At 43.0% G+C, this 20,034-nt stretch carries 19 protein-coding genes; 4 read left to right on the forward strand and 15 right to left on the reverse strand.

The features are described from left to right. Window positions 1–21 precede the first annotated feature (21 nt). From BKL49_RS08360 to pssA, 4 genes are all read right to left on the reverse strand, one after another. Window positions 22–534 (reverse strand): hemerythrin domain-containing protein, encoded by a 513-nt coding sequence (locus BKL49_RS08360; protein ID WP_077424428.1) that lies wholly within the window; start codon window positions 532–534, stop codon window positions 22–24. Window positions 535–588: 54 nt separating this feature from the next. Beyond that, window positions 589–1,761 (reverse strand): tRNA guanosine(34) transglycosylase Tgt, encoded by a 1,173-nt coding sequence (tgt, locus tag BKL49_RS08365; protein ID WP_077424430.1) that lies wholly within the window; start codon window positions 1,759–1,761, stop codon window positions 589–591. Between the two features lie 159 nt (window positions 1,762–1,920). After that, window positions 1,921–3,012, reverse strand: coding sequence for a tRNA preQ1(34) S-adenosylmethionine ribosyltransferase-isomerase QueA (queA, locus tag BKL49_RS08370; protein ID WP_077424432.1), 1,092 nt, complete (start codon window positions 3,010–3,012; stop codon window positions 1,921–1,923). A gap of 63 nt (window positions 3,013–3,075) precedes the next feature. After that, window positions 3,076–4,443, reverse strand: coding sequence for a CDP-diacylglycerol--serine O-phosphatidyltransferase (gene pssA, locus BKL49_RS08375; RefSeq protein WP_077424434.1), 1,368 nt, complete (start codon window positions 4,441–4,443; stop codon window positions 3,076–3,078). Window positions 4,444–4,588: 145 nt separating this feature from the next. Between pssA and BKL49_RS08380 the strand changes: the two genes are divergently transcribed. Continuing rightward, entirely contained in the window at window positions 4,589–5,665 is a 1,077-nt protein-coding gene (locus tag BKL49_RS08380) for a TrmH family RNA methyltransferase (RefSeq protein WP_077424436.1), read from the forward strand. A gap of 77 nt (window positions 5,666–5,742) precedes the next feature. Here BKL49_RS08380 and nhaC read toward each other — a convergent pair whose 3' ends face one another. Beyond that, window positions 5,743–7,143, reverse strand: a complete 1,401-nt coding sequence (nhaC, locus tag BKL49_RS08385; protein WP_077424438.1) for a Na+/H+ antiporter NhaC — start codon at window positions 7,141–7,143, stop codon at window positions 5,743–5,745. 109 nt (window positions 7,144–7,252) lie between these two features. Then, window positions 7,253–8,311 carry an ornithine cyclodeaminase gene (locus BKL49_RS08390; RefSeq protein ID WP_077424440.1) on the reverse strand — a complete coding sequence of 353 codons (1,059 nt, stop codon included), beginning with the start codon at window positions 8,309–8,311 and terminating at the stop codon, window positions 7,253–7,255. Window positions 8,312–8,451: 140 nt separating this feature from the next. Between BKL49_RS08390 and BKL49_RS08395 the strand changes: the two genes are divergently transcribed. After that, window positions 8,452–8,880 carry an Lrp/AsnC family transcriptional regulator gene (locus BKL49_RS08395; protein WP_077424442.1) on the forward strand — a complete coding sequence of 143 codons (429 nt, stop codon included), beginning with the start codon at window positions 8,452–8,454 and terminating at the stop codon, window positions 8,878–8,880. A 108-nt stretch (window positions 8,881–8,988) separates the two neighbouring features. On the opposite strand, the gene BKL49_RS08400 is transcribed toward BKL49_RS08395, so the two are convergent. From BKL49_RS08400 to trmB, 9 genes are all read right to left on the reverse strand, one after another. Continuing rightward, window positions 8,989–9,606: a cytochrome c3 family protein gene (locus BKL49_RS08400; protein WP_077424444.1), complete on the reverse strand. Its 618-nt coding sequence runs from the start codon at window positions 9,604–9,606 to the stop codon at window positions 8,989–8,991. 13 nt (window positions 9,607–9,619) lie between these two features. After that, on the reverse strand, window positions 9,620–10,063 hold the full coding sequence (locus BKL49_RS08405) for a nitrate reductase cytochrome c-type subunit (protein WP_167367133.1): 444 nt from the start codon (window positions 10,061–10,063) through the stop codon (window positions 9,620–9,622). Window positions 10,064–10,068: 5 nt separating this feature from the next. Next, entirely contained in the window at window positions 10,069–10,932 is an 864-nt protein-coding gene (napH, locus tag BKL49_RS08410; protein ID WP_077424448.1) for a quinol dehydrogenase ferredoxin subunit NapH, read from the reverse strand. Continuing rightward, the gene (napG, locus tag BKL49_RS08415; RefSeq protein WP_077424450.1) at window positions 10,932–11,732 is read right to left on the reverse strand and encodes a ferredoxin-type protein NapG; all 801 of its coding nucleotides are present in this window, start codon (window positions 11,730–11,732) and stop codon (window positions 10,932–10,934) included. Before napG ends, napH begins: the two co-directional genes overlap by 1 nt. A gap of 102 nt (window positions 11,733–11,834) precedes the next feature. Beyond that, window positions 11,835–14,318, reverse strand: coding sequence for a nitrate reductase catalytic subunit NapA (napA, locus tag BKL49_RS08420; RefSeq protein ID WP_077424452.1), 2,484 nt, complete (start codon window positions 14,316–14,318; stop codon window positions 11,835–11,837). Between the two features lie 42 nt (window positions 14,319–14,360). Then, window positions 14,361–14,639, reverse strand: coding sequence for a chaperone NapD (locus BKL49_RS08425; protein ID WP_077424454.1), 279 nt, complete (start codon window positions 14,637–14,639; stop codon window positions 14,361–14,363). Continuing rightward, window positions 14,636–15,157: a ferredoxin-type protein NapF gene (gene napF / locus BKL49_RS08430; RefSeq protein WP_077424456.1), complete on the reverse strand. Its 522-nt coding sequence runs from the start codon at window positions 15,155–15,157 to the stop codon at window positions 14,636–14,638. The genes BKL49_RS08425 and napF overlap by 4 nt, the downstream gene beginning before the upstream one ends. 321 nt (window positions 15,158–15,478) lie before the next feature. Beyond that, window positions 15,479–15,823, reverse strand: a complete 345-nt coding sequence (locus BKL49_RS08435; RefSeq protein WP_077424458.1) for a YggL family protein — start codon at window positions 15,821–15,823, stop codon at window positions 15,479–15,481. A gap of 124 nt (window positions 15,824–15,947) precedes the next feature. Next, a complete protein-coding gene (gene trmB, locus BKL49_RS08440) occupies window positions 15,948–16,688 on the reverse strand; it encodes a tRNA (guanosine(46)-N7)-methyltransferase TrmB (RefSeq protein WP_077424460.1) in 741 nt (246 codons plus the stop codon). A 97-nt stretch (window positions 16,689–16,785) separates the two neighbouring features. Here trmB and priA point away from each other — a divergent pair, with 97 nt between their 5' ends. Together priA and ftsN are read left to right on the forward strand one after the other, a co-directional pair. Further along, window positions 16,786–18,978, forward strand: coding sequence for a primosomal protein N' (gene priA, locus BKL49_RS08445; protein WP_077424462.1), 2,193 nt, complete (start codon window positions 16,786–16,788; stop codon window positions 18,976–18,978). A gap of 78 nt (window positions 18,979–19,056) precedes the next feature. After that, window positions 19,057–19,875 (forward strand): cell division protein FtsN, encoded by an 819-nt coding sequence (ftsN, locus tag BKL49_RS08450; protein WP_077424464.1) that lies wholly within the window; start codon window positions 19,057–19,059, stop codon window positions 19,873–19,875. The last annotated feature ends 159 nt before the right edge of the window (window positions 19,876–20,034 follow it).

Consider the following 20,034-nt stretch of genomic DNA (forward strand, 5'->3'; position numbering starts at 1 on the left):
ATCAAGTTGATAATTCATTACTTAAGAATGACGGCGTTTTGACATTATCTCACCAATGCTATGCAATTCCGATTCAGACAAATATTGTTTACCCAGCTCAAAAAGCGGTTCTTCAATGGCGATATGTTTATCATAAGCCTGTACAAAACGTTGGATTAATTCGTCATCAACCTCATTGCGTTGATGGGCAATCAGCGCATTTAATTGTTCGGAAAGTAAACGCCAACTTTCGTGTAAGTGGGTATGTTGGTGTGCGAGATCTTCCACATCGGCTTTGGCGTGCGGCACTTTGGCGAGTAACGCCGGAAAGAAATCCTTTTCTTCGTCTTCGTGGTGCAACGGCGCGGCTTGGTTGAAATATTGCAGAATAATTTTGACATCATTCAGCACGGCTTGATTTACACCGTTTTTTTCTAAATAAGCGGGGAGGATTCTGAGCTGATGACAAAAACGTTTCACTTTACTATGGCAGGCATAAAGCATTTCAATGGGTTCATTCCAAGTGGCGAATTGTTGAGGTGATAGAATTTGCATTATCTTTCCTTAATGTAGAAAGTGCGGTCAAAAATCACCGCACTTTATTGCTTATTATGCCGATAATTGGGTTTCGGTAGATTGGCTTAATTCTAATTGTAAAGGCGGCACGGGTTTTCCCATACGGGCATAAAATTCCACCACAAAATCATCAAAACGATCCTCTTCAATGGCTTGACGAATTTCTGCCATTAAACGTTGGTAATAACGCAAGTTATGAATAGTGTTTAAACGTGCGCCTAAAATTTCACCGCATTTGTCTAAGTGATATAAATAGGCTTTGGTGTAATTTTTGCAGGTGTAACAGTCGCAATGGGGATCAAGCGGACCGGTGTCGTCACGGTATTTTGCATTGCGGATTTTCACGATGCCATCGGTGACAAATAAATGACCATTGCGCGCATTACGGGTTGGCATTACGCAATCAAACATATCAATGCCACGGCGTACCCCTTCCACCAAATCTTCCGGTTTACCCACCCCCATTAAGTAACGTGGTTTATCCGCCGGAATTTGCGGGCAAATGTATTCCAAAATACGGTGCATATCTTCTTTCGGTTCGCCCACCGCTAAACCGCCTACCGCATAGCCGTCAAAGCCGATATTCACCAAGCCTTCCAGAGAGGCTTTGCGCAATTCTTCAAATACACCACCTTGAATAATGCCAAATAGGGCGTTTTTATTGCCTAATTCGTCAAAACGATCACGGCTGCGTTTCGCCCAACGTAGCGACATTTCCATTGATTTTTTGGCGTAATCAAAGGTGGCAGGATAAGGCGTACATTCATCGAAAATCATCACGATATCCGAACCAAGATCATATTGGATTTCCATTGATTTTTCAGGTGATAAGAAAATGCGTTCACCATTAATTGGATTTTGGAATTTCACCCCTTCTTCGGTGATTTTACGAAGTTTACCAAGACTAAATACTTGGAAGCCGCCACTGTCGGTCAAAATAGGACGATGCCATTGCATAAAATCGTGCAAATCACCGTGTTTACGCATTACCGCTTGTCCCGGGCGTAACCATAAGTGGAAGGTATTACCCAATAAGATTTCTGCACCGGTCGCACGCACTTCTTCCGGTGTCATTCCTTTCACCGTGCCATAAGTTCCTACCGGCATAAAAGCCGGCGTTTCTACACTAAACGTGCCTTGCGGACGTTCAAACACTAAACGACCACGGCGTGCATTGCCGCTCGTTTTATCAAGTTCATACTTCATTTTTTGCTCCAACGAATAAACAGTTCGAGGGTTTTGGTTAATAAAAAAGCCTGTTTGGATTGACAGGCTTTGTTGTCGTTCTTATCACAAGGGAAGGCGTACCGCCCTTATTTTGTGAAGTTTTCATTGTAGGTGTAAGGTGATTTTTAGTCAAACGACTTATTCCAATCCTTTCACCTGAGGATTTTTGGTAATAAACATCGCATCGCCATAACTGAAAAAACGATAGCGATTTTCGACCGCACTTTTATAGGCATTCATTGTGTTTTGATACCCTGCAAAAGCAGAAACTAGCATAATCAAGGTGCTTTCCGGCAAGTGGAAATTGGTGATAAGCGCATCAACCACACGGAATTTTTTTCCCGGATAAATAAAAATAGCGGTATCGGAAAAATAAGGTTCAATTAAATCGGGATTACCGTTTTCTTCAGCCGATAACGCAGCGGTTTCAATGGAACGCACAGAGGTTGTCCCCACGGCAATCACACGTTTTCCTGCTTTTTTAGTGTCAATAATGGCGTTGCACACTTCTTGTGAAAGTTCAACGTATTCGGCGTGCATGATATGATCTTCAATATTTTCTACCCGAACCGGCTGGAATGTACCTGCCCCCACGTGTAAGGTAACAAATTCAAAATTGACGCCTTTGGCGCGGAGTTTTTCCAACAAGGCATCATCAAAATGCAGCCCTGCTGTGGGAGCTGCCACCGCCCCCGGCACTGTGCCATAAACCGTTTGGTAACATTCTTGATCCGCTTCTTCATCGGGGCGATCGATATAGGGCGGCAACGGCATATGACCAATTTCTTGCAACACGGTTAAAAGTGCGGTGGATTTATCGCTTAATGCCACTTCAAATAATGCCCCGTGGCGTGCCATCATCACGGCTTTAATGCCGTTATTTTCACCGAGTTTATCTTCACCAAGAAATAACTCCGCACCCTCTTTAGGGGATTTGGAGGAGCGAATATGAGCGAGGAAACGATGTTCATCCAATATCCGCTCCACCAACACTTCAATTTTACCGCCGCTTGCTTTACGTCCAAACATTCGAGCCGGAATGACGCGCGTATTGTTAAAAATGAGAAGATCACCTTCATTAATTAATGCTAAAACATCGGTGAAAGTGCGGTGAAAAACTTCGCCGTTTTCGCCATTTAATTGCAGTAAACGGCAGGAGGTGCGATCTTCTTTTGGATAACGGGCAATAAGTTCATCGGGTAAATCAAAGTAGAAATCTGAAACACGCATAATATTGATAAAAATGGGGTTGAATAAAAGGTACAAGGGGAAATGTTGTATTTCCCCTCAATATTAAAGAATCATCTTGACTAATTTATCCGCCTTAACCCGTGCGAATTTTTTCAGCAATTTTTGCACCGGTTCGGGATATTGTGCCAATTCTTCCAATTCAGAATAATGGGCTAAAATTTGGGTGTGCTGGCGAATATGGCTCAATTCTTTCTCCGTTTGAAGGCGTAATGCCTGCTTCGGATCGTGAATTAATAAACCATTTTCCGCATCCAAACGCCACGCACGAGGATTCAAATTATTACCGGTGAGCAAAATATACTTATCATCCACCCAAACCCCTTTTAGGTGATAGGTGTTATCGCCGTCTTTCCACAAACGCACGACTAATCGTCCTTGGTCTATTTCCTGTTGGAATTTCTCGCAAAAACGGCGTAAGTTACTTTCATACAAATAAGGCAATGCACCGGCGATTTTGAAGGGCTGTTCCGGTGGAATATAGAAATCGTTTGCGACTTTGTCACCGACAATGATTTCCACCTTCTTGCCGCTTTCTAATAATTGTGCGATTTTGTTTTGCAAGGTACGAGGGAAATTAAAATACGGTGTGCAGATCACCAAATTTTCCTGCACTTGTAAAAACAAATCTTCAATCACTTGATTTAATTCATTGCCCGATGCACCCAAGCCAAATAAAGGGGAAATACTTAAAACATCGGAATAATTGACCGCACTTTGTAATTGATATTCTGCGTGATTGGCTAAATTCTTACGATAAGCACGAATTGCCGCACGAATCTCTTTTGTACGGGGACGATTGCTCACATCCAAGGGGTGAACCGCAGTGAAATCTAATAAATAATGATTAATAAAATCCACCATTGAATTTGCCAGCTCGGCATTGGTGATTTTTTGATAGCGATCGTAACGGTATTTACCATTTTGGTTGAGATAAACATTATTGATACTTGCCCCGCTATACAGCACGGTATCATCAAAAATAAAACCTTTAATATGCAGAACACCAAAGACTTCACGGGTATTAATCGGCACGCCGAAGAACATATTCGGATCATCGGAAAGTTGGTAGGTTTGGCGTTGCTCGCAGTACCAATCTGCATTGGTGTCCGATTTTTCTGCCCCTAATAAATTGCGTTGAGCGCGGTGCCAATCGACAAGAATTTTGACATCTAAATCTGGATTTTCTTGTTTCACACGATAAATTTCATCAAGAATTTCTTGTCCTGCTTCATCTTTTTGCCAGTAAAGTGCGGTCACATAAATGCGTTTTTTCGCATTTTTAATTAATTCAATAATCTGTGTTTTAAATTCAGACGGGTCAAACAAAAATTCAATTTGTTCTTTCTCCAAAGGTAGGAAAGGCAAATTTTTAAGATTATGCTCGGCACGTTTTAATTTATTGATTAACATAATTGATCTCTGCAATTTTTAGGAAGGGGCTAGTTTACAATATTTCCCTGAGGGATTGATAGAAAAAAGGTTTTTTTTCGTTATAATGCTCACAAAATTTTGAATTTTTCGGCGAATTATTCGCCAATTTTTATTGAGAACCCCTATGACAAATTCACGCAAACCGACTTTTCAACAACCCGCCACGAAATCTTTCCAAGAACGTAGCCCCAAACAACCTTCTAACAATGTAAAAGGACGCCGTTTTGATGATCGTCAATCGCAGGAAAAACGTTCTCAAAATCGACCGCACTTTGCGCGAAAAGGTGATGAACGCAGTGTAAATCGCCGTTTTCAACAGGAAGTTCGCGAGCCGAAAATTACGCAATTTTCTTTAAACAAAGCCAATGGTGAACAGGGCAATGTGAAAGTGATGGTGAAAAGTACAGGCATTGCGTATAAACCGAAGGAAAAGAAAACAGGCCCTTTGTCGCCTCGTGCGCCGGAAAAAATTAAACAAAATCGTGCGGAAGAAATGAAAGTCTATGGTGAAAATGCTTGTCTGGAATTGTTCGCACAACGTCCGGAAAGTATTGTTCGGGTGTGGGCTACGGTGCAGATGTCACACAAAATCGGCGAAATGTTCGGCTACTTAGCCGCAAACAAGAAAGTGTATCACGTGGTAGATCAGGAAGAATTAACCTTGGTAAGTGGCACGGAACACCACGGTGGCATTTGTATGCTGGTTAAAAAACAACGTCCTTTTACACTACAAGGTTATCTGGATATTCCACGCCAAGAAGATGCACTCGTGTTGCTGGATAATGTTAATAACGCCCAAAACATTGGTGGTGTATTGCGTACTTGTGCATTTTATGGTGTAAAACACCTTGTTACCGAAAATGCCGATAAGATTTATTCAGCGGCGGCAATGCGTGTGGCGGAAGGCGGGGCGGAGTACGTTCGTTTATTGGAATGTTTGGATGTGGAATTGGCATTGCAACAACTCCGTCAAGCAGGGTATCAAATTGTACATATTGCCCAAGGCAAAGAGGGCATTGGGTTAAATCAGATACAGTTTGGCAATAAAGTGGTATTTTTACTCAGTGAAGGCAACACCACCGATTTGCGGGAAAAACAAGATTTAAATGTGCGTTTATCCTTGAGTAATCCCTTAAAAAACGGTTTAAATATCGCGGTGAATAGCGGTGTGTTATTAGCCAAGTGGTATTTTGCAAAATAGGCACGGAAAAGTGCGGTCAATTTTTCAATGTTTTTAAAGCCGACAATACTGTCGGCTTTTTGTTACATAACGGAGCCTTATTCAATTCGTTCAATTTTGAAATTAAATAGTGCGAAGAGAATGGCAAGTAATGGCACGGTATAGTTAAAAATCGCATAAGGTGCATATTCAAAGGCACTGACTTGAAGCATTGAATACGCATAAACCCCACAAGTGTTCCACGGCACAAGTACTGAAGTCACAGTACCACCGTCTTCCAATGCACGGGAAAGATTTTTGGAATGTAATTTTCGTTCGTTATAGGCGGTAACATACATTCTACCGGGCAGCAAAATAGAGATGTATTGTTCTGATGTGGTACAGTTTGTGATAACGGAAGAAAAGATAGTGGCGATAATCAACATACTCGCATTGCGGGCAAAATGTAAAATAGTAGAAACAACGGATCTCAACATTCCTGTTTTTTCCGCAATGCCACCAAAACTCATTGCGACAATGGTCAATGAAATGGTGTACATCATTGATTCAATACCGCCACGATTGAATAAGGTATCTATGATCTCGTGTCCACTTTGAATTTTAAACCCATCGTGTAAGGTTTTCACCGCCGTTCCAATGTCGCTACCTTGCACAAAAATATGACAAAGCGTGCCAAGTACTATGCCAATTGTTAATGCCGGAATGGCGGAGACTTTTTTCATTACCAATAAAACAACGATCACCGGTACAAGTAATAACCAAGGGCTAATCACAAAATTTTGTGCGATGTTCTCCATTACGCTTTGTATGTGGGAAAGATTGGTTTGTGAAGAATCAAACTGCATTCCCATATATAAGTAGAACCCCAATGCAATAAGATAGGCGGGTAATGTTGTGGTGAACATATGTTTGATATGTTCAAATAAATCCGTACCGGTAATACCGGCGGCAAGGTTGGTGGTGTCTGAAAGTGGTGACATTTTATCGCCGAAATAAGCACCTGAAATCACCGCACCGGCGACCATTGGCGTGGGAATGCCAATGCTTAATCCAATGCCGATTGCGGCAACGCCAATCGTCCCCATTGTTGACCAAGAACTACCAATAGAAAGGGTGACCAATCCGCAAATAATACAAATGGTAAACAGGAAAAGTGAAGGGGAAATCAGTTTTAAACCATAGTAGATCATTGTTGCCACAATTCCACCACCCAACCAAGCACCAATCGTCAGCCCGATCATAATAATGATCACAATGGCGGGCAGTGCCATTTTAATACCACTGTAAATACCTTGCTCAATGGTATTCCAACGATAACCAAATTTCATTGCCACCAAGGTTGCAGTAATTGCCCCAATAATAAGGGGAACGTGCGGCGAGGCTTCAAATTTAATGATGGAAACCGCCATTGTTGCCACCATAACGAGAACCGGCAGTAAGGCATAAAAGAAAGGAATATTGATTTGTTGATCGAATTGTTTGGATGTTGTATTTGGCATACGGTTCTCCTTTTAAGAAGTACGATTCCGGTGGGAGAATCGTACTTATTTGCTGAAAAATATGATTAATGCATCATTGCATATATCCTTATTTAATTGAGTTTTAGCATTAAATATTGGCATAATCTGAAAGATAGCCGAATAAATCTTTTGGATCTTTCAAATCAGGCGTAAGCGATAAAGGACGAGCCAAACCTAATTTTATTGCCGCATCATTCATATAACGAATTGCCGAGAAATCCTCAATAGCAAAACCCACAGAATCAAATAATGTGACTTCCTGTTCCGATTGACGTGCGGATTCACCTTTTTGGAATACTTCAAATAATGGCGTTACCGGAAAATCGGCAGGCATATTTTGCAATTCGCCTTCAATGCGGGTTTGTGGTTCAAACTCCACAAATACACGGGCATTTTTCACCACATCTACATGCAACTCCGTTTTATTCACGTTGTCGCCACCAACCGCATTGATGTGCATTCCCGCCTCAATCATTTCAGGTGTAATAATATTCGCTTTTGAATATTCTGCCGTGACAGTCGTCACAATATCGGCATTTTTAACCGCCTGTGCTACCGTATCAAAAATTTCAATTTTTAACGAGGTATCTGCTAAGTTTCGTGCCAACTTTTCACTTGCTTTGCGATCAATATCAAATAAAGCGAGTTCTTCAATGCCTAATAAATGGTGAAATGCCAAGGCTTGAAACTCACTTTGACAGCCATTACCAATAATTGCCATTCGTTTGCTATTTGGGCGGGCAAGATACTGCGCGGCAAGCACGGAAGTGGCGGCTGTGCGTAATGCGGTGCTAAGCGTAAATTCGCTAATCACATCAGGCTGTCCGGTATCATTACTGATTAACGCCCCAAAGGCTAAAATGGTAGAAAGCCCCTCATTCGGATTTTTCGGATGGCAATTTACATATTTGAAGCTATATTGTTTTTGGTTGGCGATCGGCATTAATTCCAACACACCGTTTGGCACGTGATTAGAAATACGGGGTGTTTTATCGAAAGCGTCCCAGTTGAGATAATCCTCCAAAATATAATTTCTCATTCCTTCCAGCGTTTCCTTAATACCTTGACGTTTAATGATGTTTGCAACGTCTTGTGGGCTAATGATGATAGTTGGCAGGCTTCCTGCAATAGATGAGGTGTATGACATAGCGTTTCTCCAGTGGTTAATGAAATGTTAATAAATCGTTGCAACATCCCTAATATGCAAGATTTTTCTGTTAATTAAAATAGTGAAATGTGTTAAGGTTTTGGCAAAATTTAGACATTTTGTCAGAAGGAGTTTGCATAATGTCACTTTTAGATAAAACCGATCAGGAATTGCTGAGTTTATTACGGGAAAATGCACGCTATCCTATTGCATTTTTAGCCCAGAAATTAAAAGTATCCCGCGCGACTGTCACCAATCGCATTGCGCGGTTGGAAAAAGAAGGCATTATTTTAGGCTATCGGGTGGAACTTCACTCAACGGTAAAAACGCAAAGGATTAAAGCCTGGACAATGGTGATTGTTGATGGCGGTGCAACGGCTGAAGTGGTTCAAACGCTTCGTGGAGAGCCTTGTATTAATGCCATTTATGACACAAATGGACGTTGGGATATTCTCGTTGAACTAATCGCCCCCTCATTGGAGGAACTCGGACAGGCACTTGAACGAATTCGTTCCATCAAAGCAATTCATACTTCAGAAACCCATATTCATTTAAAACGTTATGTGTAAATAACATTCGACAACGTTCACAAATTTTTACGAAAGGATTTTTTAAGCTCAAAAATAATCGGCACTAAACGTGCCGATAACCGGATGAAAGTGCAGTCAAAATACGGATTATTTTTTCGCTTCTTTCGGCTCGTCTTTAAAGCCTGATTCAATACCGCTCATATCCGGTAATTGGTGGGCGATACCTTTGTGGCAATCAATACAGGTTTTGCCTTCCGTTTTCATTTTTTGGTGCATTCGTGCTGCGACAGAACGTTGGTCATTAAAATTCATACGATCAACATTGTGGCAGTTGCGACATTCTTGTGAATCATTGGCTTTCATTCTTGCCCATTCATTTTCTGCCATTTCTAAGCGATGTTGATTGAATTTTTCCAACGTATCCACTTTGCCGGTGAAATAAGCATAGACTTCTTTTGCTGCGATGATTTTACGTTTCATCTTTGGAATAAACTCGTGCGGCACGTGACAATCCGGACAGCTTGCCCCCACGCCGGTACGGGTTTGGTAATGCACGCTATGCAAGTATTCCGGATAGGCATCCTGCATATGGCAGCTTGCACAAAATTCCTCTGTATTGGTTTTTTCCAATCCATAATTAAAGCCGACCCAAGATAAAATCCCGCCAATAAATGCAAGGCTGATGATAGTGCCAACGGCTAAGCGGCTTGGTTTACGAAACCAGTGCCAAAAGCGAACGATAAAATTTGTTTTTTTCTCTGACATAACCCTTCCTTACTTAGTTGCCGTAACCTTTCATTGGTTTGAAATCGTTCGGTACGATAGGATCGACATTTGATTGAGAAACGTGACATTGGAGGCAAAAATAGCGGCGTGGTGAGGAACTTGATCCTACGTTGCCATCACGATCCATAAAATGAGTTGGGCTGATACGGGTCGCCCCACTCAAACGGGCATTTTCCGGACTATGGCAGTTTAAGCATTGGTTCACGTTTTTTGTTACTTGATAGTTTGCCACACTGTGCGGCACCATTGGCGGTTGATTAACATAGTTTAATGCCGGTAATTCGCTTTGGCGTGGTGCATTATGAAATGCCGGTGCTATGTCTTCCGGTGATTGGGTTAAATCTTTCCCGATTGGTGGAACATCTGTCGCCATTAAAGAACCGGTAAAAAGTGCGGTCATTAATCCGATTAAAATTTTAGATACCTGTTTAGTCATCGTCATCACTCCCCTGAATGATCAAATCTGGTTGAAAATTTGAAAACTTTTTCTGCACAAACGTCAATGCAACGTCCGCAGCTAATACAATCTTTGGAAAGCACAAGCAGGCTTTCGTCTTTTTTTCCGTGCAAAGGTGAACGTAACACTTGGGCTTCAGGGCAAACATTGTAGCAATCCATACAGTTGTCGCATTTTTTGCGATCAATCACTTTAATTCGGATAAGACTTTTTGCGCCAATCAGTCCATAAGCTGCGCCAATGGGGCAGAGATGCCCGCACCAGCCGTGTTCTACCATCAAGAAATCAAAAAGAAAAATCACCAATATGAGCCACGCTGTCGCCCCTAAGCCGAATACAAAAGCACGCCCCAGTGTCGCAACGGGATTAATCCATTCCCATAACAACATTCCGCTTACCGCACTCCCCAACAAAATCATTGCCAGAATGCCATAACGTAAATGACGGGAAAGTTTTGCCGTTTGGCGAAGTCCTAATTTACGGCGTAACCAAGCGGCAATATCGGTAACGATATTTAACGGGCAAACCCAGCCGCAAAAAACTTTACTGCCGAGCAAGGCATAGAAAAGCACGATAATCACTGCCCCCATTAAGGTGATCATATCGGGCAAATGCCCTGCGGCAAGGCTTTCGGCGGTGATTAAAGGATCGCTTAACGGAATCGTATCAAACAACAAGCTGCCGCTATAATTGCCTTTTAAAATCCATACACCGAAGTAAGGCCCGCTTAGAAACATCGCAAGAATGCCGAACTGGCTTAATCGCCGCCAAAATAAAAAGCGATTGGCGTACCACCAACCCCATTTTTCACGGGATTCTCTACCGGCGTATTTGGGTGCATTTGCCATTATTTTCCTCCTAATACCGGTGCTAAAACAGGATCAGTCGCTTCCTGTACTGTGGTTTCGGGAGTGCGTATTGGTAGGGAAATCATATCCTTCGGTGCGAGAGAATGACCTGCTTTCGCTTTTTCTTCCCAGCCTAAACGATAATGCTTCCCTAACATTCCTTTCGCCAAATCCATTGGTAGCACTTTAATTGCCGCTTCTTCCAACACGCAGGCTTGTTCGCATTTGCCACAACCGGTACAGGCATCGGAATGTACCGTTGGAATGAACAAGGCGTGCTTATCCGAACGTGGGTTGTGTTGTTTTTCCAGTGTGATCGCTTTATCAATAAGCGGACAAACCCGATAACACACATCACAACGCAATCCTTGCCAGTTTAAGCAGGTTTCGTGATCCAATAACACCGATAGCCCCATTCGTGATTCGTTGATGTCGCTTGCATTGCGATCTAACGCACCACTTGGGCAAGCGTGCGCACAAGGAATATCGGGGCACATTTCGCAAGGTTTATCACGTGCGATAAAATAAGGTGTTCCGGCTTCTACCGATGATAACAATGAAGCCAAATGCAACATCTCATAAGGGCAGGCTTGCACGCACTGGCCACAACGAATACAAGCCGCAGAAAAGGCTTTGGCACCTTGCAGGGCAAAAGGCGGACGTAATGGCACACCTTCACGAGCAAGGCTTTGTTTTTGCTGTAACCCTAACAAAATCCCTACGCCGGCAAGACCGCCTGCGGTGCGTGCCGTCTCTTTTAAAAATCGTCTGCGTTCAGGATTGCCTATTGGTTTCTTCATTTTCTTTTTGATTTTTGACCGCACTTTTTCAATTTTCTTCCCTCTCTAAACTGCCGGAAGGGAAATGAAGAAGATAAAGTGCGGTTGATTTTTACCTTGTTTTTACGCTGCCTTTTCCACTTTTACGGCGCATTTTTTAAAGTCCGTCTCTTTTGAAATCGGGTCGGTTGCATCTAAGGTTAAGGCGTTTGCAAGCTGACCGGCATCAAAGAAAGTGGTGTAAACCAAGCCACGAGGCGGCTTATTGCGTCCACGGGTATCAAGATAAGAAATCATCTCACCACGGCGTGATGAAATCTTAATTTTATCACCATGGCGTAAACCGCGTGCTTCGGCATCCAGTGGGTGCATCCACACGAGATTATTTGGGAACGCACGGTGTAATTCCGGTACGCGGCGGGTCATCGTGCCGGTATGCCAGTGTTCAAGCACACGACCGGTGGATAACCATAAATCAAATTCGGCATCCGGTGATTCCGCAGGCGGCTCATAAGGTACGGCAAGAATGATCGCTTTTTTATCCGGATAACCGTAGAACGCCACCCCTTCGCCTGCTTTGACATAAGGATCGAAGCCTTCACGATAACGCCATAAGGTTTCTTTGCCGTCCACCACCGGCCAACGCAAACCGCGTGCTTTGTGATACATATCAAATGGGGCGAGATCGTGGCCGTGTCCACGTCCGAATTCGGCATATTCTTCAAATAAACCTTTGTGAACGTAGTAGCCAAAGTGTTCCGATTCATCGTTTAATTGACCTTCGGCAAGTTCGCTGAGTGGGAATTTATCCACTTGACCGTTTTTGAACAACACTTCGTATAGGGTTTTACCACGATATTCCGGCATTTGTGCCAATAATTCTTCCGTCCACATTTCATCGGTGGTGAAATATTTGGCAAATTCCATTAACTGCCATAAATCGGATTTTGCTTCCCCCGGTGCTTTCACTTGCTGACGCCAGAATTGGGTGCGGCGTTCTGCATTGCCGTATGCGCCTTCTTTTTCTACCCACATTGCAGTTGGAAGAATTAAATCGGCAGATAATGCAGAAACCGTTGGATAAGGATCGGAGACAATCACAAAATTGCCTTCTTTACGCCACCCCGGTAAGCGATCTGCATTAATATTCGGGCCTGCCTGCATATTGTTATTACACATCTGCCACAATACATTCATTGTGCCATCGTGCATGGCACGATCTTGCGCAATGGTGTCTAAACCGAGTTTTTCAGAAATGGTGCCTGCCGGTAATTTCCAAATGCGTTCTGCCGTTTCACGGTGTTTAGGGTTGGTCACCACTAAATCGGCAGGTAAACGGTGAGGGAATGACCCCACTTCACGCGCGGTACCGCAAGCAGACGGCTGACCGGTTAGTGAAAACGGCCCACAACCCGGAATGGAGATTTTGCCAGTTAATAAGTGAATATTATAAATTAAGTGGTTCGCCCACACGCCACGGGTGTGTTGATTGAAGCCCATTGTCCAAAATGACACCACTTTTTTCTTCGGATCGGCATAAAGTTTGGCTAAATGCTCAAGTTGATCTTTCGGCACACCGGATAATTCGTGTGTTTTCTCCAGCGTGTATTCAGAAACAAGCTGTTTTAATTCCTCAAAATTGGAATCATACATTTTGCCTGCGGTTTTGCGATTTGTGTCTTTTTCTAATGGATTTTCAGGGCGTAAACCATAACCGATATTGGTTTCGCCTCGTTTAAATTTAGTGTGTTTATTGACGAAATCCCAGTTAATCGCATTATTTTGAATAAGGTAATTAATGATGTAGTTCATAATTGCCAAGTCGGTTTGCGGCGTAAACACCAATCCATAATCGGCAAGCTCAAAACTACGATGCTCAAAGGTGGAAAGGACGGCAACTTTTACATCAGGATTAGAAATACGGCGATCCGTAATACGTGACCACAAAATAGGGTGCATTTCCGCCATATTTGACCCCCAAAGCACAAAGGCTTCCGCCTGTTCAATATCGTTATAGCAACCCATTGGCTCATCCATTCCGAAAGTACGCATAAATGCTACCGCAGCAGATGCCATACAATGGCGGGCATTGGGGTCAACATTGTTAGAACGGAAGCCGGCTTTCCAAAGTTTGTTCTTCGCATAGCCTTCCCAAATAGTGGATTGACCGGAACTAAACATTCCCACCGCATTTTGACCGTTCTTTTTGAAGGCTTCTTTAAATTTTTCCGCCATAGTTTTGAAAGCAACATCCCAAGAAACCGGTGTAAAATCCCCGTTCTTGTCGAATTTGCCGTTTGTCATTCTCAACATAGGCTGCGTAACACGGTCTTTACCGTACATAATTTTCGGTAAAAAATACCCTTTAATACAGTTTAAACCGCGGTTGACTTCGGCATCCGGATCGCCTTGCGATGCCACCACACGTCCATCCTTCGTACCGACTAAAACGGCACAACCCGTACCACAGAAACGGCATACCGCCTTATCCCACTTAATTTCGGATTCTGCCGCAACCACATTTTTGACCGGAATTGTTAATCCTGCTGCCGTAGCCGCAGCCATTGCCGCATTGGCTTTCATAAAGTCTCGGCGACTTACATTCATCGTATTTCCCCCAAGTTAAACGTTGATCTTAGATGATATAAATTATTTCTTTTCGTCCTGCTCGTGATAAACCAACGACACATTAATCACGCCGTCAATCTCTTTCACGCTTTCCATATTGTCGAGCAAAATATGCGGATCATAAGATTGCATCACCACGACAATTTTTCCCGTTTTTTCATCAAAAGTCGGAATTTCGGTATGTTCAATGGCTAAAAGTGCGGTCTGAATTGAGGCTGTTTTTTCAGGATTTCCCTGCACGATTAACCCCACCACGTGCCAATCTTGTGCGTTTTCCGCCGTTAAATTTGTATTATTCATTTTGTATTACTTATTTTTATCACATCCACCGGACAAGTTTTCACACAAGCCCCGCAGCCATTACAGCTTTCCAAATCCACAATGGGCTGAGCCACGCCCCCCATTTGCAAGCGAAAACGAATGGCATTTTGCGGACAATTATCCTGACAAGCACGACATTCAATATGCCGTTGCGCCAAACAGCTTGCACCGATTTCAATTTTATGTTCCCAAGGCAGTCCTGTTAACGAACGAAAAATGGGCTGCTGACAGATTTCAACGCATTTTCCACAAAAGGTGCATTCACCTTTGTCAAATCGTACCTCCGGAAAACCGCCCTCGCCTTTCACCAAAATCTGCGTTTCACAAATATCAACACAATCCCCACAACGGGTGCATTGTGCAATAAACTCATTATTTGCGACCGACCAAGGTGGACGAATCCCTTCAAAGCCTTGAATTTGCTCTTTTTTCGTGTGCAATGATGCTAAAAATTTACCCCGTAAAAACTGCCTGCGTGGTAAGTTTTCAACTGTCATTTTATTTGCCCTTAGAACCGATTTTCACTCTTTTTAGTGGCTGCGAATTATGCACGCTCCGCAAAGGATAAGAACTACCTAAAATAGGTAGATTGATAAAAATTTGAACTTTTGTTGTGGTAGATCAAGGAAAGTGGGATAGGGGGGAATTTTGAGAAATCATAATGCTTTGTTATCGGGTAGACGGATAACATAATTTTCATTTCAAATAGAAAAATGATTGAATGGAAAAGTTTTTCTAAAGTGCGGTCGATTTTTGGTAAGTTTTTGAAAAAAGAACAGCGTGAGAATGGTTTTCACGCTGTTTTTTATCTTGTTAAATTATGGTTTATTTGCCGGATATTCCCACCAAATATCGAACAATTCACTGATTTCAATTTGTTGTAATCCGTTCGCTTCAAGCCATTTTTTCACCGTTTCACGGTGGCTTTCGTCACATTTGCCGATTTTTTCTAAGCACACTAAGCCTTCCCAGTGTAAATAGCCGCTACCTTCATAAGCCAAGCCATTTGGTTGAATCACTTCGCTGATAAAACGATCTACGATTTCATCTACGGTTTCAATGGCAGTGCCTTCGGCGAATTGGAAATTGACAAGAAAACCAAGCTCTTGGAATTCTGCGAGGTGAAGTTTTTTGCGTTGGCGTTGGTTGTAGGATTTGGACATTTGGTTTTTCTCCTGTTTTAGTTGGAATTGAGGGGTATTTTATATTAATTTTGTTTTTTGGGCATCGACGAAACACGATTTAGATATTCTATTAAAAAGATAATTTTTCAAAAATAAAGGAATTTTATTTTTTAATAAAATACAAATCCCACACTCCATGTCCTAACTTATTCCCACGGGCTTCAAATTTTGTGAGGGGACGGAAATTTGGGCGGGGGATATAATTTCCGCTTTCTGCAGTATTTATCAAATTTGTATTGGCACTTAGCACTTCCAACATTTGCTCTGCATAGTTTTCCCAGTCGGTTGCCATATGGATAAAACCTTTATTGGCTAGCTTTTTCACTACCTGCTCCACAAAGTGCGGTTGAACAATGCGGCGTTTATGGTGTTTTGCTTTGTGCCAAGGATCAGGAAAAAATAATTGCAAACCGCCGAGTGAACTATCCGCAATACTGTCCCGTAGGATTTCCGTGGCATCGTGGCAAATTACACGTAAGTTTTTCACGCCTTTTTCCACCGTATAGGCAATGCACGCACCCACACCGGGGGTGTGAACTTCAATGCCAAGGTAGTTTTTATCAGGATTGGCAAGCGCCATATCAACTAAAGATTTTCCCATACCAAAACCGATTTCCAATACCACAGGATGATTGTTGCCATAGATGTAGGCAAAATCAAAAGGTGTGGTTTGATAATCTAAACCGAGTTCGCCCCAATGGTCATTCATCATATTTTTTTGAAATTCGCTCAAGCGACCGGTACGCAAAACAAAGCTACGTACTTTGCGTTTATAGCGACCGTCCTCGGTAAATTCTGCGGTTTCCACGGTTTTACGTTTTTGATCGGCAAAGGTTTGTGTCATAAATCTGTCTTATTCGGTGCTAAAAAATAGGCGGCGATTATACACGAAATCCCCGCTTTTCCCGTATAATAAGCCAAATTTTTTGCCTGAGATTTCTATGAAAATTGTCCGTGTGGCACTTGCGGTGCCGCTTCCCCGATTATTTGATTATCTTGCACCCGATGATGTGTACTTGGCGGTGGGAAGTCGTGTGCTTGTGCCTTTTGGCTCGCAAAAACGGGTGGCGATAGTGGCGGAATTGCCTGAGAAATCGGAAATTCCAACGGATAAAATGAAAGCCGTTATCCTTGCCCTTGATACGGCATCCCTTTTTATGCCGCCCTATTGGGATTGGTTGCATTGGGCGGCGAATTATTATCAAGGGGCATTGGGCGAGGTGTTATTTCAAGCCTTGCCGGTGAAATTGCGCAATGGTGAAAGTGCGGTGAAAAATGACCGCACTTTTTGGCGAATTAATGCGGCGGGGAAAAATGCCTTGGCTTCAGGGGAGTTAAAACGCGCTAAAAAACAGGTTGAGGCTTTGCAATGTTTGCTTGAGCAAGATCTCGAAAAAGGCAATAACGATTTTAATACAGCGGTTTGGGCAGCGTTGAAAACGAAAGATTTCGTGGAAGAAATCACGGTTGAAATCAAGCCTCAGCCTTGGCAAAAAGCCTTAGGCGATAAGCCGATAGTGAATGTGGATAATCGCCTAACCTTAAACAAACAACAGGCGTTGGCATTTAGTCAGTTGATGTTTCAGCGTGATTTTAATGTGTGGTTGTTAGACGGAGTGACGGGATCGGGCAAAACAGAAATCTATCTGCAATATATTGAAGAAATTTTAAAATCCGGTAAGCAAGTGCTGGTGCTGGTGCCGGAGATTGGATTAACGCCACAAACGGTACGGCGTTTTAATGCCCGTTTTAATGTGGAAATAGATGTACTTCATTCCAATTTGACGGATACGCAACGATTAAATGTGTGGGAACGCGCCCGTTCGGGACAAAGTGCCATTGTGATCGGCACCCGTTCGGCGTTGTTCACGCAGTTTTCCGATTTAGGGGCGATTATCTTAGATGAAGAACACGATGCCTCTTTCAAACAGCAGGACGGTTGGCGTTATCACGCGCGGGATTTGGCGATTGTGTTGGCACAAAAATTGGCCATTCCGGTATTGATGGGGTCGGCAACGCCAAGTTTAGAAAGTATTAATAATGTGCGAAATGGCAAATATAAACATTTGGTGCTATCAAAAAGAGCGGGAAATGCGACCGCACTTCGTCATTTTGTCATTGATCTAAAAAATCAACACGTGCAAAACGGCTTGTCGCAACCTTTGTTGGCACGAATGAAAAATCATCTTGAGAAAGGTAATCAAGTGTTGCTTTTCTTAAACCGCCGAGGATTTGCGCCGGTTTTACTTTGTCACGAATGTGGTTGGATTGCTCAATGCCCGCATTGTGAAAAACCTTATACCTATCATCAACATCAACGTGCATTGCGTTGTCATCATTGTGGTTCGCAGAAAACCATTCCTCGTCAATGTGGCGATTGTGGCTCAACCCACTTGGTGACCACCGGACTTGGCACAGAACAGTTGGAAGAAACGCTAAAAGCACAATTTCCCGATTATCCTATTGCACGAATTGATCGTGACAGCACCGCTCGCAAAGGTAAACTGGAGGGGTATTTAGACGACATCCAACAGGGGAAAAGCCGAATCCTGATTGGTACACAAATGCTCGCCAAGGGACATCATTTCCCGAATGTCACTTTGGTGGCACTGGTGAATGTGGACAGTGCGTTATTTTCTTTGGATTTTCGGGCGGAAGAACGGTTGGCACAGCTTTATATGCAAGTGGCAGGCCGTGCCGGACGGGCGGAAAAACAAGGGGAGGTGGTGTTGCAAACCCATTATCCCGATCATCCTTTGTTGAATGTTTTATTGGGGCAAGGCTATCAGGCTTTTGCGGAAGAAACCTTACGTTTACGCCACGCAATGGACTTGCCGCCTTTTAGTTTTCAAGCCTTATTTAAAGCGCAGGCACGACATTCCGATTTAGCGGAGCAGTGTCTGTCGCAAATTGCGGATTTTTTTCGGCAAAAAAATATAACGGGACTGCAAATATTAGGCCCTATGCCTGCCCCTTTTAGCAAAAAAGCAGGACAATTCCGCTGGCAACTGCTTTTACAGCATCCACTGCGGATGTTATTGCAAAAAGCATTACGGGATTATCAACTCGCCAATTTAGAAAAAAACAGCCAAGTGCGGTTGATTTTGGACGTGGATCCGCAGGATTTGAGCTAGAAAAAAAGCGTATTTTTCAGTAGAATTGCCAAGTTTTACCAAAATAATTTAGAAATCATTAAAGTTTAGGATTTTATCGTGGCTCATCGAGATTTTGCCGCCCGCAGCGGTTCAAACAAGAAAAAAAAGAAGAAAGCAAATAAAAATTTGTTAATTGGTGTTGCTTTGGTTGTGTTACTTGCCTTTGGTGTGGGGCTTTATTTTTTGAAAAGCAAAACCCCTGAGCCTGCTCCGAAAACCGTTGCCCAACCTGAAAAACAACAGCCGAAAAGCGTGTTGCCAAACCGTCCGGAGGAAGTGTGGAGCTATATCAAAGCTTTGGAAACCCGCACTGTACCGGTGGATGATAAGCCTTCCAGCGTGGAAAAAAATATGCGTTTAACGGAAGAACAACGCCAAGTGCTAATTCAAATGGAAAAAGAACAAAAAGCGGCAGAAGAAGCGCGTAAATTGGCAGAACAGCGTAAAGCGGAAGAAGCCGCCAAGGCGCAGCAGCCATCCCTCGAAATGGCGAAGGTTGAAACATCAAAACAAGAAGCGAAGAAAACGGTGGCAACGGTGAAAAAAACGGAACCGCCGAAAAAGCCTGAACCGGCGAAAGTCGAAACAGCGAAAAAAGTGGAAGCGAAACCGGTAGAAACCAAACCAACTGAAACAAAATCGACAGAAACGGCTGCAAGTGGCAAACGTTTTGGCTTGCAATGTGGCGCATTTAAAAACCGCGCACAAGCCGAAAATCTACAAGGACGTTTAGTGATGTCCGGTGTTAATGCGCAGGTGGTAGTCGCCGGTGAATGGAACCGTGTGCGCGTAGGGCCGTTTCCTAACCGTGATGGTGCCGCCCAAGCACAAGACAAAGCAAAATCCATCGCAGGTTGTGTGATTATTGGAATGTAAATAGTATTGATGATTTTCCTAAAAAGTGTGGTGAAAACAACCGCACTTTTTTTATTCTTTTGACTTGCGAAAAAAATAAAAATGTCTAAAATGAACGCCCGTTCATTCGGGGCGATCAAGCCTGATCGTCTTTTTTCATTTCATTTTTACTTAATCTAA

It is taken from the genome of Rodentibacter myodis (genome assembly GCF_001999305.1).
In the GTDB taxonomy this organism is placed as follows: domain Bacteria; phylum Pseudomonadota; class Gammaproteobacteria; order Enterobacterales; family Pasteurellaceae; genus Rodentibacter; species Rodentibacter myodis.

Excerpts from the sequence above, each read along its gene's own strand:
- BKL49_RS08425 (WP_077424454.1), bottom strand. The coding sequence starts at position 14,639 with ATGAATAATACAAATTTAACGGCGGAAAACGCACAAGATTGGCACGTG.
- BKL49_RS08360 (WP_077424428.1), bottom strand. The coding sequence starts at position 534 with ATGCAAATTCTATCACCTCAACAATTCGCCACTTGGAATGAACCCATT.
- BKL49_RS08380 (WP_077424436.1), top strand. The coding sequence starts at position 4,589 with ATGACAAATTCACGCAAACCGACTTTTCAACAACCCGCCACGAAATCT.
- napH (WP_077424448.1), bottom strand. The coding sequence starts at position 10,932 with ATGGCAAATGCACCCAAATACGCCGGTAGAGAATCCCGTGAAAAATGG.
- BKL49_RS08400 (WP_077424444.1), bottom strand. The coding sequence starts at position 9,606 with ATGTCAGAGAAAAAAACAAATTTTATCGTTCGCTTTTGGCACTGGTTT.
- nhaC (WP_077424438.1), bottom strand. The coding sequence starts at position 7,143 with ATGCCAAATACAACATCCAAACAATTCGATCAACAAATCAATATTCCT.
- BKL49_RS08435 (WP_077424458.1), bottom strand. The coding sequence starts at position 15,823 with ATGTCCAAATCCTACAACCAACGCCAACGCAAAAAACTTCACCTCGCA.
- napG (WP_077424450.1), bottom strand. The coding sequence starts at position 11,732 with ATGAAGAAACCAATAGGCAATCCTGAACGCAGACGATTTTTAAAAGAG.
- napA (WP_077424452.1), bottom strand. The coding sequence starts at position 14,318 with ATGAATGTAAGTCGCCGAGACTTTATGAAAGCCAATGCGGCAATGGCT.
- BKL49_RS08395 (WP_077424442.1), top strand. The coding sequence starts at position 8,452 with ATGTCACTTTTAGATAAAACCGATCAGGAATTGCTGAGTTTATTACGG.
- pssA (WP_077424434.1), bottom strand. The coding sequence starts at position 4,443 with ATGTTAATCAATAAATTAAAACGTGCCGAGCATAATCTTAAAAATTTG.
- napF (WP_077424456.1), bottom strand. The coding sequence starts at position 15,157 with ATGACAGTTGAAAACTTACCACGCAGGCAGTTTTTACGGGGTAAATTT.
- priA (WP_077424462.1), top strand. The coding sequence starts at position 16,786 with ATGAAAATTGTCCGTGTGGCACTTGCGGTGCCGCTTCCCCGATTATTT.
- queA (WP_077424432.1), bottom strand. The coding sequence starts at position 3,012 with ATGCGTGTTTCAGATTTCTACTTTGATTTACCCGATGAACTTATTGCC.
- BKL49_RS08390 (WP_077424440.1), bottom strand. The coding sequence starts at position 8,311 with ATGTCATACACCTCATCTATTGCAGGAAGCCTGCCAACTATCATCATT.
- tgt (WP_077424430.1), bottom strand. The coding sequence starts at position 1,761 with ATGAAGTATGAACTTGATAAAACGAGCGGCAATGCACGCCGTGGTCGT.
- BKL49_RS08405 (WP_167367133.1), bottom strand. The coding sequence starts at position 10,063 with ATGACTAAACAGGTATCTAAAATTTTAATCGGATTAATGACCGCACTT.
- trmB (WP_077424460.1), bottom strand. The coding sequence starts at position 16,688 with ATGACACAAACCTTTGCCGATCAAAAACGTAAAACCGTGGAAACCGCA.